The 12,736-nt window shown below is 52.4% G+C and carries 8 protein-coding genes; 2 read left to right on the top strand and 6 right to left on the bottom strand.

What is annotated here, in order from left to right; genetic code table 11:
* Nucleotides 1-20 precede the first annotated feature (20 nt).
* On the top strand, nt 21-671 hold the full coding sequence (gene hisIE / locus WKR14_RS10010; RefSeq protein WP_165565131.1) for a bifunctional phosphoribosyl-AMP cyclohydrolase/phosphoribosyl-ATP diphosphatase HisIE: 651 nt from the start codon (nt 21-23) through the stop codon (nt 669-671).
* 193 nt (nt 672-864) lie between these two features.
* On the opposite strand, the gene WKR14_RS10005 is transcribed toward hisIE, so the two are convergent.
* Together WKR14_RS10005 and WKR14_RS10000 are read right to left on the bottom strand one after the other, a co-directional pair.
* On the bottom strand, nt 865-1,497 hold the full coding sequence (locus tag WKR14_RS10005; RefSeq protein ID WP_339087691.1) for a hypothetical protein: 633 nt from the start codon (nt 1,495-1,497) through the stop codon (nt 865-867).
* Between the two features lie 107 nt (nt 1,498-1,604).
* On the bottom strand, nt 1,605-2,468 hold the full coding sequence (locus WKR14_RS10000) for an MBL fold metallo-hydrolase (RefSeq protein WP_335921653.1): 864 nt from the start codon (nt 2,466-2,468) through the stop codon (nt 1,605-1,607).
* Between the two features lie 109 nt (nt 2,469-2,577).
* Between WKR14_RS10000 and WKR14_RS09995 the strand changes: the two genes are divergently transcribed.
* Complete coding sequence (locus tag WKR14_RS09995) at nt 2,578-3,456, top strand: LysR family transcriptional regulator (RefSeq protein ID WP_339087690.1); 879 nt, start codon at nt 2,578-2,580, stop codon at nt 3,454-3,456.
* A gap of 51 nt (nt 3,457-3,507) precedes the next feature.
* Here WKR14_RS09995 and WKR14_RS09990 read toward each other — a convergent pair whose 3' ends face one another.
* The 4 genes from WKR14_RS09990 to WKR14_RS09975 all read right to left on the bottom strand — a co-directional run bounded on the left by WKR14_RS09990 (nt 3,508) and on the right by WKR14_RS09975 (nt 12,731).
* Nucleotides 3,508-4,041 (bottom strand): cell division protein ZapC, encoded by a 534-nt coding sequence (locus tag WKR14_RS09990; protein ID WP_339087689.1) that lies wholly within the window; start codon nt 4,039-4,041, stop codon nt 3,508-3,510.
* A gap of 186 nt (nt 4,042-4,227) precedes the next feature.
* Nucleotides 4,228-5,247 carry a quinone-dependent dihydroorotate dehydrogenase gene (gene pyrD, locus WKR14_RS09985; RefSeq protein ID WP_165565133.1) on the bottom strand — a complete coding sequence of 340 codons (1,020 nt, stop codon included), beginning with the start codon at nt 5,245-5,247 and terminating at the stop codon, nt 4,228-4,230.
* A 61-nt stretch (nt 5,248-5,308) separates the two neighbouring features.
* Complete coding sequence (locus WKR14_RS09980; protein ID WP_165565134.1) at nt 5,309-10,156, bottom strand: NAD-glutamate dehydrogenase; 4,848 nt, start codon at nt 10,154-10,156, stop codon at nt 5,309-5,311.
* Between the two features lie 265 nt (nt 10,157-10,421).
* Nucleotides 10,422-12,731, bottom strand: coding sequence for an efflux RND transporter permease subunit (locus WKR14_RS09975; protein ID WP_101055757.1), 2,310 nt, complete (start codon nt 12,729-12,731; stop codon nt 10,422-10,424).
* Nucleotides 12,732-12,736: the final 5 nt, after the last annotated feature.

The following is a 12,736-nucleotide window of genomic DNA, read 5'->3' as shown; positions in this document are numbered from 1 at the left end:
ACCCAATACAGGTATTTGATATGACAACCGAGACAAACAATGCCGACTGGCTCAAACAGTTGGACTGGGATAAACAACAGGGATTACTGCCGGCCGTAGTACAGGACTTTCACAGTGGCAAGGTGTTGATGCTGGGTTATATGAACCGCGAAGCCCTGGATGTCACCCTAAGCAAAGGCCTGGTGACCTTTTACAGCCGCAGCAAACAGCGGCTCTGGACCAAGGGTGAAAGCTCAGGCAATCTGCTGCAATTGGTCAGCATAGGAGTGGACTGTGACAACGACAGCCTGCTGCTGCAGGCCGCCCCCTTAGGCCCCACCTGCCACAAGGGGACTGACAGCTGCTGGGATAATCCGGCCTGCGGCGAAGTGCACCCCTTTATCAATCGCCTCCAAAGCCTTATCGCCTCACGAAAGGAGGAAGACCCCAACGAGAGCTATACAGCTTCGCTGTTTCAGCGCGGTACCAAGCGCATTGCCCAGAAGGTGGGCGAAGAGGGATTGGAAACCGCGCTGGCGGCGGCCACTCATGATCGCGAAGAGTTGGTGAATGAAGCCTCGGATCTCCTCTATCACCTCTTGGTACTGCTGGAAGATCAACAACTGTCCCTCGATGATATCCATGCCAACCTGGCCAAACGTCACACCCAGGCCAAAGCGGCACAGGATTAAAGCAAAGCCTACATAAGGCAGTGGCACAGCACCAACGAACAAAGGCAAAAAGAGAAAGGGATGAATGCAACCAATAGGTATTCATCCCCTTCTGCTGTCAGCGCAAGCTTAGGATGCTCATTTTACTCAAGCCAAGAGTAAGATTGCAGCCTCTTTCAACGCCTTTAAGCCCTCTCTAATCCTTGCGGAAAGCTTAATCGCAGCCGCCTCCCAGGATACAAGCCGCCGGAGCGCTTGGCGCGGCTTTCGGATTATCACTCTTGGCGTCAATCACAGAGAGCTGTTTGGCAAAACTTGAGTCAAACCAACCCAGCATTGCCTCTGTCTGGCCGTAGAAGCGGTTCAAAGGCACAGGGTGCCACTCACCGATTTCGCTTTCCAGAACCAGCGACGGAAAGCCTGCCAATCCGAGCTTTGCCATCATGGCTCGGCTTTGGGCGATATGGCTCGCCAGTGGCGAAATCTGCCCGGCTGAGTTTGCTTCCATAACCGCCGTCAGATCGCTAGCCAATTTCTCGCGCCCCAGCGCCTGGAGACTTCGCAGCGCCATCAGCAGTTGCAGTAACACTTCAGGCTCGGCAAGCCTTAAACCCTGAACATAATGACCACGCTGCAATATCTCCAGCAGCGCCAATCCCTGCCCTGCCGCCTTTTCGGCGAGCAGGATGGCGGCAATGGCCGGTCCCGAGTCCAACACGGCGTCAGGACATTGAAGCAAACCCTGAGTGTAATCGTCGCCAAAGGGCTGCCCGGTCAGCTTGGCAATTTTGCTGTCGTGGCTGAGGATATGTTGCCTGAGACCGGGCGTTATTCTTGTTGCCTCCATCAGGCCGCCTGCATGCAAAACTATCGGGAGTCTGGCACTCAAGGCATGAATGAGGGGCGCCGCACCATGGCACCAGCCGCACAAGGGGTCAAAAAAGTAGTGCAGCCTCACCATTTCATCTCGCCCTTGCTGACCTTGGCACCTATCTCCAATGCCATAGCAAGCCCGGCATTCGGGTACAGACGCTGCAGGGTGTCAATAAGCTCAGCGCTGGTTTGGGTGTCGGCTTCGGCTTGTTCGAAATCCTGCAGGTACTTAAGTGTCGCGGCAATATTGTCCTGCTCGAGAAAAGATTCAGACAACATGTGTCCGGGGATCACCTTGGCAGGTTTAAGCGCCGCCATTTCCGCAAGCTGCGCCTTCCAGGCCGCTCGCTCACTCTGGCTCTGGCTATCAGCCATCCACAGGTGCAAGCCTCCGGAGACGGCCACATTGCCGAGAATGGTTTTACTCGAAGGTACCCAGAGGTATGGCCTGTCAGCCAGCCGTCCCAGGTCACCTTTTATCTCAATCGCCTTGCCTTCAAGCATTAATTGACTGCCTTTAAATATCTCTGGCAGCTGCGCCTTGAGGGGGGCATTGCTACCCATTCTGGGGATCCAAAAGCTCAGCTTGTCTTCCAGCTTGGCCGCAATTTGTGCATGCACTGCCGGGGTCGTCAGGTATTTTGCTTTAGGGAAAAACTGCTTGAGTGTGGCAACCCCGAAGTAATAGTCAGGATCCGCCTGGCTGACGAATACAGTGGTCAAGTGCTTGCCACTGTCCAGAACCTCGGCGGCCAGTCGCAAGGCATCGGCGCGGGTGAAGCCTGTGTCGACCAAAATGGCTTCCTTGTCACCGCTTATCAGGGTGGCGTTGACATGAAAGCTGTTACCGTCGGCGTTATAGACTTTGAAGTCGAGGGCGTCCGATTCGGCGTGTAAAGAAAATGGCAACACTAAACTGGCAGCCAATACGAGTGATTTAAGCATGGTTTTACTCCGGTGAATTTCAACGTTGGCCAGTTTATGATTTCAATTAATGCAGATATACGGCTAAAATTGCGCAATATTGTTGCATAACCCGGACAAGTAATCGCAGATGGACAGATTAACCGCCGCCGAAGTTTTTGTGGATCTGGCCGCCAGTGGCAGCTTTACCGCTACCGCCGAGCGGCTTGAGATGTCGCGCGCCATGGTAACCCGCCATATCAAGACGCTTGAGCATTGGTTGGGCGCCAGATTACTCAATCGCACCACCCGCAGTGTAACCCTTACAGATGCCGGGAATCAGTGCCTGACATATTGTCGCCAGTTACTCTCGACCCGTGAGGCATTGGAAATCAGCCTAAGCGAGAGACGCAGACAATTGACCGGCAAACTGAGAATAAGCAGTAGCATGTCATTCGCACACGCACGACTGGCAGCGAGCCTCGCGCAATTCATCAGGCTTAATCCCGGGGTGGAAATCGAGTTGGATGTGAGCGATCGCGCTGTGGATCTGGTGGTGGAAAGGGTCGATTTGGTGATCCGTATTGCTTCAAGCCCGGATCCCTTGTTGATTGGCAAGCCGCTTATCAAGGTGAATTCGCAGCTGGTGGCTTCTCCTGAATACCTCAAACAGTATTCGGCGCCGCAGCACCCCAGGGATCTTCGCCAACACCTGTGCCTTGGCTACCGCCATTTCAATCGCAATCTTTGGCATCTTTCCAAGGGAGGGCAGAACGAATCTGTGGCGGTCAACTGCCAACTGGTGGCCAATGAAGCGACAGTGTTACTCAAGGCGGCTCAGGCAGGCAGCGGTATCGCCCAACTGCCCGATTATCTGCTGGCTGAGGCACTCAAAGATGGCAGCTTGCAACGCTTGCTACCGGATTGGACACCGAGAGTCATGACGGCCTACGCTCTCTATAGCTCAAGAGAGCATATGCCGGTGGCGCTAAGGGCCTTGATTGACCACTTGAGTCAGTCATTCAGCTGAAAAACCCAAAACGGGGCCATAAGCCCCGTTGATACTCGCTGACAAGCTTTGTCAGGCGGCAACTATCTGTTGCTGCGCCCTGAGCGGATGCAGACGATCGTGCATTACCTTGATGGTTTCAAAGCGGGTCAGGGTTTTGACATCGCTGAGTCGACATTCGTTGGCCAACATCATTACCAAAGAAACCTGCAGCCCGGTCTCAACCACCATCACCAGCACACGCTCTCCGCGACATTTGAGGTCAAATACCTTCCCTGGCTCACTGTAAACACAGACAGCACTGGTGTCGAAGAACCATGACTTGGGCATCTGCGGTTTTTGCATAAAGTGAGCGGCTGTGGCATTCAATGCCAACTGAACCACTTGTGCATCCGTCAATGACAGTGACTTGGTTAGACGATCAAGCAGGTCAATATAGAACTTGGCGTGCTCGACGCTAAATTCAGCTTCTTTCATTGCATCCGGTATCAAAGTCTTGGCTTTATAAGGAGTCAGAAATTCCATTTCCGAACCTAACGATACGCTAAGGACACCGTACGAATCGTTATATCTCCATTGCCAATCTCTGTTTGGCATTAATAACATAACGCAATCCAATAAGACCTGTGATTTATTACAAACCGAATAATAGATGATATTTTACCCAATATCAAAAAAAGTTTTAAATATTAGACTGAGATAACAATATCTTAGACAGATCCTTTAGATCAAAAAACGATCGATTTAAATAAAAAAGGATCGCAATCGCGATCCCTTTGAGTATTTTTTAACTTATTTGGATCTATAGGCGTCAACAATATCTTTAATTAATTTCGGCCCTTGATAGATAAAGCCGGAATAGATCTGCACCATGCTTGCTCCTGCATCCAATTTATCCAGAGCATCCTCGGCGCTATTAATACCACCCACTCCCAGGATCGGGATCTCACCTTTCAAACACTGCGCCAAATACTTGATCACCTTGGTCGACAACTGGTTCAGCGGCTTGCCACTCAGGCCACCTGTCTCGTTGGAGTTGGCCAAGCCACTGACCCCATCACGGGTCAAAGTGGTATTGGTGGCTATAGCACCATCAAACTTATGTTTCAATAATGACTCGGCTATCTTTTCGATCTCTTCTTCGGTTAGATCCGGCGCTATTTTTAATGCTATGGGTACATACTTGCCATGCTTTTCTGCCAGTTCTGTTTGTTTATTTTTTAAGCTTGACAGCAAGTCGTCCAGTAATTCGCCATATTGCATGGTACGCAGGCCGGGGGTATTGGGAGAAGAAATATTAACCGCGATGTAATCGGCATAGGCATAAACCTTATCCATACAGATCAGATAATCATCTTTCCCTTGCTCTACCGGGGTATCTTTATTTTTACCTATATTGACACCGACCATGGCGTTGGATTTTTTAGCCTTGAGATTGGCCACCAGATTATCCACGCCGAGATTATTAAAGCCCATGCGATTAATAATCGCCTTGGCCGGCTTAATCCGGAAAAGCCGAGGTTTGTCATTACCAGGTTGCGGCCTTGGGGTTACAGTTCCCACTTCAATATGGCCAAATCCCATGGCATGAAAGGCGTCGATACATTCACCGTCCTTATCCATACCGGCAGCCAAACCGACAGGATTAGGGAATGTCAGCCCCATGAATTCGACCGGGGCCGGGGCAAGATGCTGCGCATAAAAACAGTTCAGCGGTGAATTACCTGTGGTTCTGAGACTACTGATGGCAAGATTATGGGCGCGCTCAGGATCCATCTGAAACATGACTTTTTGTGCGAGTTTGTAAAACATGGCTTCTCCTAGACCTAAAAAAAGCCCCGGCGTTTGCCAGGGCTCTTATTGTTATAATAGCTTACTTCTGCCCTTCGCAGTGCAGGATCAGCAGATTCAGTTCACGTAGCGCTACTGAGAACTTCGCAAATTCATGGGTTTGCGATGTCTTGAAGTCAGCCAGCATGTGGAACCAGCGCTCCAGCAAGCCCTGATTGAGTTCGACCCACTCTTCGATAATGGCATCGGACTCGCAGCTGTCGGTACAGCTGCGCAGTACCGCCGATGTCAGCGCTCTTTGCTGCCAATCCAGCTCCTCGCGGAACGCCGCCCTGGCCAGTGCCTGCCAGTGGTTGGCCACCGGCTGGCCACCGATCTGTTCCAGGAACCAGTGCAGATCGATTCTGGCACCCAACTTAAAGTAAGTTTCTGCCACCAGTGAAACCGGCTTGGACTCCAACTGAGCTATCTGGGCGATATCCAGTGCCGAGAACAGCGTACTCATGTTGGCAACCAGATTGGCGACCTCATGAGGAACAGCTTCTTTTTCCAGCGCAGCGATATCCTCTTCAATACCCGCCAACTCGTCGGCTACCAGATAAGAGCGAATATTGGCTTTCAGCTCGTCGAACACCGGCTTATAGAAGGCAACAACCTGCTCTATGCTCATGGCGCGGCTACGATTACGCAGGAACCAGCGACAGGCACGACGCATGTTACGGCGCAGCTGGTGCAGCATCTCGCCCTGAACAACCGCAGGTACTATGCCGTTCAAATCAGTAATGGCTTTGGTTAAATCTGCCAAACCAAACACTTCGCGAGCCATAGTGTAACAAATGGCGGCATCGGCAACTGAGGCGCCTGTCTCATCCTGCATACGCTGGACAAAATTGAGCCCCATATCGTTAACCAGTTCATTGGCCAGCGAGGTAGCAATGATCTCACCGCGCAGCGGATGCTGAGTCATCTTGTCGGCATACTTCTGCTGCAGCTTGCCAGGGAAGTAATCCACCAGCAGTTGGCTCAACCAGGCATCATCTGTAATAACAGGTGTCAGCAGTTGCTCCTTGAGCACCATCTTGGCATAGGCCACCAATACCGACAGCTCAGGACGGGTCAAACCTCGGCCGTTGGCCAAGCGCTCGGACAGCTCCTCTTCTGTAGGCAAGAACTCCAGTGCTCGGTCCAACTTACCCTCTTTTTCCAGATAGTTGATAAAGCGGATCTGCTCTTTAAGCTGTTCGGCGCCGCGCACCTGAGTCACAGAGATGGTGCGGGTCTGATCTTTACAGTCCTGCAGTACTATCTGAGCAACTTCATCTGTCATCTCTTCCAGCAGGCGGTTACGCTGCTTGAGGGTCATCTCACCTTCGGCCACCAGGGCGTTGAGCAAAATTTTGATGTTAACTTCGTTGTCCGAACAGTCCACGCCACCCACGTTATCGACAAAGTCGGTGTTGATACGACCGCCATTGGCGGCGTATTCGATACGACCAAGCTGAGTACAGCCCAGGTTACCGCCTTCACCTATGATCTTAGCCTTAAGCTCGCCACCGTTGACCCGCAAACCGTCGTTGGCGCGATCGCCGACTTCGGCATGGGTTTCACTGCTCGCTTTGACATAAGTACCGATACCGCCGTTCCAGATCAGGTCAACCGGCATTTTCAGCAGGCATTTGATCAGCTCAGTCGGCGTCATAGCATCCTTGTCGGTCGCCAGCATCTTCTTGATTTCCGGCGTCAAACTGATGGACTTGGCGCTACGGGCAAACACGCCACCGCCTTTTGAGATAAGCTCCTTGTTATAGTCTTCCCAGCTGGAGCGAGGCAGATTAAACAGACGCTTACGCTCAACAAAGCTGGTCGCTGAATCCGGCGTTGGGTCGATGAAGATATGCATGTGGTTGAAAGCAGCCACCAGCTGGGTGTGCTCAGACAAGAGCATGCCGTTGCCGAATACATCACCGGCCATGTCGCCTATACCCACACAGGTGAAATCTGTAGTCTGGCAATCGATACCCACTTCGCGGAAGTGACGTTTCACCGACTCCCAGGCGCCGCGGGCGGTGATGCCCATCTTCTTGTGGTCATAACCGTTGGAACCACCGGACGCGAAGGCATCACCCAGCCAGAAGCCATATTCGATGGCAATGGCGTTGGCTGTGTCAGAGAAGGTCGCCGTGCCCTTATCGGCGGCGACCACCAGGTAAGGGTCGTCTTCATCGTGACGAACCACATCCACAGGAGGAACCAGGTCACCGTTGACAATATTGTCTGTGATATCCAGCAGACCACGGATAAAGATCCGGTAGCATTCCTGACCTTCGGTGAAGAAGGCTTCACGGCCGCCCTCGGTCGGCAGTTGTTTACAAACAAAGCCACCCTTGGCACCTACGGGCACAATCACAGTGTTCTTAACCTGTTGCGCCTTCACCAGACCCAGTACTTCGGTACGGAAGTCCTCACGGCGATCAGACCAGCGCAGACCACCACGGGCAACTTTACCACCACGCAGATGCACACCTTCAACCCTTGGGCTGTAAACGAAGATTTCAAACTTCGGCAGCGGCTTGGGCATTTCAGGGATCTGGTTGGGGGCAAACTTGAAGGAGATATAATCCTTCGGCTGGCCGGCGGCATCTTGCTGATAGAAGTTGGTTCTCAACGTGGCGTTGATAAGATCCAGATAGCGACGAATGATACGGTCATCATCCAGACTGGATACATCATCAAGACGCAGATTGATCTGCTCGATAAACTTGTCCAGTGTGCGGGTCTTCAGCTTGGGATTGAACTTACGAATAAACATCTTCACCAGCGAATCGGCAATCTGCGGATAACGGCTGAAGGTTTCTTCGATGTAAGCCTGGCTGAAAGTCGCATCTATTTGACGCATATACTTGGCATAGGCGCGCAGCACTGACACTTCGCGGCCGGAAAGTCCGGTAGCCAGCACCATACGGTTGAAGCCGTCGTCTTCCAGTTTTTTCTGCCAAACCTGAGCCAGCGCGGTCTGGAATCTGTCCTGGCTGTCTGCCAGGTTCTCAGTGGCGCCACCCTGTACTGTCATCAGGAAGTCGAGGATCCAGAAGGTTGCGCCATCTGTGCTCTTCACTTCATAGGGACGCTCATTGATCACCCTGAGACCGAAGTTTTCCAGCATAGGCAGCACATCCGACAGATGGATAGGCTCATCCTTGTGGAACAGCTTCAAACGTACCTTGTTACTGCCGGGCGCCGCTTCCTGTGGCTGATAGAACAACATGCCCAGCTTATGGTCGTCGTCCAGCGCTTCCAGTTGTTGCAGATCCACCACGGCCGACGTAGGCAACACATCGTCTTTGTAACTCTGCGGGAATGCGGTCAGATAGCGCTTGAACAGGCGAGTGCCCTGCTCTTCACCCAGTGAATTGTTGAGCGCGCTCTGAAGTTTATCTTCCCATGAGCGAGCGGCTTCAATCAGATTGTTTTCTATGGCAGCCACATCGAGTTCCAAATTATTGTTGTTGTCGACTTTAACTATGTAGTGGGTACGGGCCAAGCTCGACTCGGAGAAGTAAGTGGTAAACTCCACCTCTTCATTACTGTTAAAGGTTTGGGCGAAGATCCTTTGGGTATCTTCACGCAGACGGGTGTTATATCTGTCTTTGGAGACATACACCAAACAGGACAGGAAGCGGCCGAAACCGTCTTTACGGACAAACAGCTTAAGTTTATCTCTATCCTGCATCTCCAACACGCCATGCGCCATGTGCGACAACTCTTCGACGCTTGCCTGAATAATCTCGTCCCTTGGCAGATTTTCCAGAATATTCATCAACGCTTTATAGTCGTGGGAGCGCGGTGCCAGTCCTGACTTGTCCATCACCCGCTGGACTTTCTCGGCCAGCAGGGGGATCTCTTTCGGGCTGCGGTTGTACAGGTTGGAGGCATACAGGCCGATGAATCTGTCTTCGCCGACGACATTACCGGCCTCATCGAAACGTTTGACGCCGATATAGTCGACATAGGCGGGTCTGTGAACCCGGCTCTTGGCACTGCTCTTGGTCAGGATAAGCAGGCTGTTGTCCAGCGCTTCACGGCGAGCCGATTCAGAGAAAGAAGACAGCATCAAACCGTGCTCTGGCTGCGCCTTACCGGGTTTGTTCATCAAGCCCAGACTGCTTGCCATATCCGGCACCAGCTCAACATCACCCTCTACTTTACGCAGGTCGTAGCGACGATAACCCATCAGAGTAAAATGATGGTTGTTCAAATAACCAAGGAAGCGAATCGCTTCTTCAAGTTCAGCCTTATCGCCGGGGAACGGGCGCTTTGGCAACTCATCAACCACTTCAGCCAGCTTATCGGACATGGCGCGCCAATCATTGACGGCGGCGGCCACATCACCGAGCACGGACTCTATCTCTTTTTCGAGTTGTTTTATGTCCTTGTCGCTGCTTTGGCGGTCGATTTCAATCAGGAATACCGCAACCTTGTCGCTGTCTTCCTTGCTGTCGTTAACAAAGCTGACCCGCTTGATGTCTGTGCCCTGGCGCTCAATTGCCAGCGGCGTATGCAACATCATATGAGCTGTGATCCCCAAACGGTTGAGAGCCATACCCACAGAATCCACCAGGAAGGGCATATCGGGCTGCACAACTTCTATGATGGAGTGGGTTGATTGCCAGCCGTGCTTGGCTTGGCTTGGGTTGAATACCCTTAAGTGAGTTTCCCCACAAGGCGTGCTGTTCAGAGCATTCCAAAGACTCAGGACGGCACCGTAGAGATCGCTATCGTTACGGGCCAGGAGATCGTCCTTAGACATGTGAGCGTAGAGGCAGGTGGCGAACTGTTCCACCTGATTTGCTTGTGTTTTAGGGACTTTGGAGTGGATTAAACTGACTACCTTTTCAAGTAGTACTGAAGGCATTGCATCTTTCAAGGCCATTTTGCTGTTTCCTTAAGCGTCTATGGCAGCGCTTTTTTCATTATATGGATGCTTCGTCGAATGACCCGGGCCTGAATTTTTTGTGACCGAGGTCATGCCGCGCAGTGTATTACTAAACAAACCATAATTCGAGCAAAATTTTAGTGGTACATCCTGTACAAATCCAGCAATGACGGGATATTGAAGGGAGCGATGAAGAAGTAATCGGAATAACAGACTAACTATTCAGCAGGGGCAGGAGAAACTTCTTCCCCTGCCCCTTTCACTAGCTATGTTTGCGCCAGAAAAGTGCCGTCAGTGCAGGCAGGATAATTATGGCCCCCAGCATGTTGACCACAAACATGAAGGTAAGCAAAATTCCCATATCCATCTGGAACTTAAGTGCGGAGAAGAACCAAGTGCTCACCCCGATAGCCAGGGTCAGGCCGGTGAAGATGACCGCACTGCCCCGCTCCACCAAGGCTTCGAAATAGGCCTGCTGTACTGCCATACCATCACGCAGTTTCACGGCCATGGTCGACAGGATATAGATGCCATAGTCCACCCCGATACCCACCCCGAGGGCAATAACCGGCAAGGTGCTCACCGTCAGGCCTATATCCAACCAGGTCATCAGTGCCTGTGCCAGTGTCGATACCACATACAGAGGCAGAATCACTGCAACCGTGGCTTTCAGTGAGCGGAAGCTTATCAGGCAGAGGATAAACACCGCGCCATAGACATACAGCATCATAGGCAATTGCGCTTCGGCCACCGCCTCGTTGGTTGCCGCCATCACCCCCACCGGACCGGAGGCGAGTTTAAAACTCAGCTTGTCGTCGTCCATTTCGGCGGCCAGCAGCTGCACCTTGCTCACCACCTGCTCTATGGTTTCCGCCTTGTGATCTTTCAGGAACAGATAAACAGGCATCACAGAGCAATCGCCGTTCAGCAGACCTGTGCTGGTAGGAATTTGTGACACCAACTGTGCCAGGCTGGCCGGGCTCCTGGGCAATACCTGCCACTTGGGGCTCCCCTCGTTGAAACCGGCATTCACCTGGCGTGCTACCGAGGCGATACTGGCGGTAAACTCAACCCCAGGGGTGTTGCGCGCCAACCATTCGAACCTGTCAATCTTCTCCAGCGCCGAGTGATAGGTACAGGCCTCGGGATAGGCTTCCACTATCACACTCATCACGTCTGTGGTGATAGAGAAATGATCGGTAATAAAGAAGGTGTCCTGGTTATAGCGGGAGTCCTGATGCAGCGCCGGTGCTCCGCCCTGAAGATCGCCGATTTGCATCTTGCCGGCTTGCTGCAACCCGCCCAGATAAAGCAGTGCAGTGGCAGCTACCACCACCACAGCATATTTTGGGGTGGCAAAACAGGTGAGCTTGTGCCAAAAGGCCGCTGTCTTGGCCTCGGTGCCAGCATCCGCTTTCGCGGCCTTTATCTGGAAGAAGGAGATCACCAGAGGCAAGAGCACCAGGTTGGTCAGGATGATCACCGCCACACCAAGCGATGCCGAAATCGCCAGCTCGCGAATGATGCCGATATCGATTGCCAGCAAGGTCATAAACCCTATGGTATCCGACAGCAAGGCGACCCCGCCCGGCACCAAGAGACTACGAAACGCCGAAGCCGCCGCCACCTTGGTACTCAGGCCATCGGCAACCCGTTTGCGGATGGCGTTGATCATCTGTACCCCGTGGCTGACACCTATAGCAAACACCAAGAATGGCACCAGAATCGACATGGGATCCAAGCCAAAGCCCACCACGGTCAAGAGACCAAGCTGCCAGACCACGGCAATCAAGCTGCACATCAAGGGCAGCAAGGTTAACACCATGGAGCGGGAGAAGAGATACACCATCAGGGCGGTGACCAAAATGGCTATCAGGAAAAACAGCAGTACCCCTTTGGCTCCGTCTGCCACATCGCCGGCCATCTTGGCAAAGCCTATGATATGAATCTTGATGCCATCTTTTTCAAACTGGCCTCTGAGCTGTTCTTCCAGTTGGGCGGCAAACGCCAAAGTGTCCAGAGGCTCGCCGGTTTGCGGATCAAAGTCCATCAGCTGCGCCGTCACCATGGCGGCGCTGTAGTCCTCTGCCACCAGACGGCCGACTATGCCGGCCTTTTCGATATTACCTCTGACCCGCTCAAGCCCGGCTTCTGTCGTGCTGAAATCCGCCGGGATCACCGGCCCACCGGCAAACCCGTCTTCCACCACTTCGGTAAAACGTGTCGACGGAGAAAACAAGGATTTCACCTGAGAGCGCTCTACCCCGGGAATAAAGAACAGTTGATCATGCACATTCTTCAGGGTGTCGAAAAACGCCGGATTGAAAATATTACCGCTGCTGTCTTCTACCGCCACCATGATGGAGTTGGCGCCGCCAAACTGCTTCTGGTGTTTGAGGTAGGTCTGCATATAGGGGTGATGCAGTGGAATGTTTTTAACAAATGCCGCATCCATTTTCAGCTGACTGGCCTGAAAGCCCAGAAATACCGTGGTCAGCGCAAACAGCAGTATCACTCCGATACGATTGCGAAAGAGAAAACTCTCAATCCCATTGACCAGTCTGTCTAACATAATAA

The sequence above is a fragment of the Shewanella chilikensis genome (genome assembly GCF_037953065.1).
Lineage (GTDB): Bacteria > Pseudomonadota > Gammaproteobacteria > Enterobacterales > Shewanellaceae > Shewanella > Shewanella chilikensis.
This window is presented reverse-complemented; position numbering and strand designations above follow the sequence as displayed.

Bases quoted from the DNA above. Each gene is read 5' to 3' on its own strand.
- hisIE (WP_165565131.1), top strand. From the start codon at position 21: ATGACAACCGAGACAAACAATGCCGACTGGCTCAAACAGTTGGACTGG.
- WKR14_RS10005 (WP_339087691.1), bottom strand. From the start codon at position 1,497: ATGGAGGCAACAAGAATAACGCCCGGTCTCAGGCAACATATCCTCAGC.
- WKR14_RS10000 (WP_335921653.1), bottom strand. From the start codon at position 2,468: ATGCTTAAATCACTCGTATTGGCTGCCAGTTTAGTGTTGCCATTTTCT.
- WKR14_RS09995 (WP_339087690.1), top strand. From the start codon at position 2,578: ATGGACAGATTAACCGCCGCCGAAGTTTTTGTGGATCTGGCCGCCAGT.
- WKR14_RS09990 (WP_339087689.1), bottom strand. From the start codon at position 4,041: ATGTTATTAATGCCAAACAGAGATTGGCAATGGAGATATAACGATTCG.
- pyrD (WP_165565133.1), bottom strand. From the start codon at position 5,247: ATGTTTTACAAACTCGCACAAAAAGTCATGTTTCAGATGGATCCTGAG.
- WKR14_RS09980 (WP_165565134.1), bottom strand. From the start codon at position 10,156: ATGGCCTTGAAAGATGCAATGCCTTCAGTACTACTTGAAAAGGTAGTC.
- WKR14_RS09975 (WP_101055757.1), bottom strand. From the start codon at position 12,731: ATGTTAGACAGACTGGTCAATGGGATTGAGAGTTTTCTCTTTCGCAAT.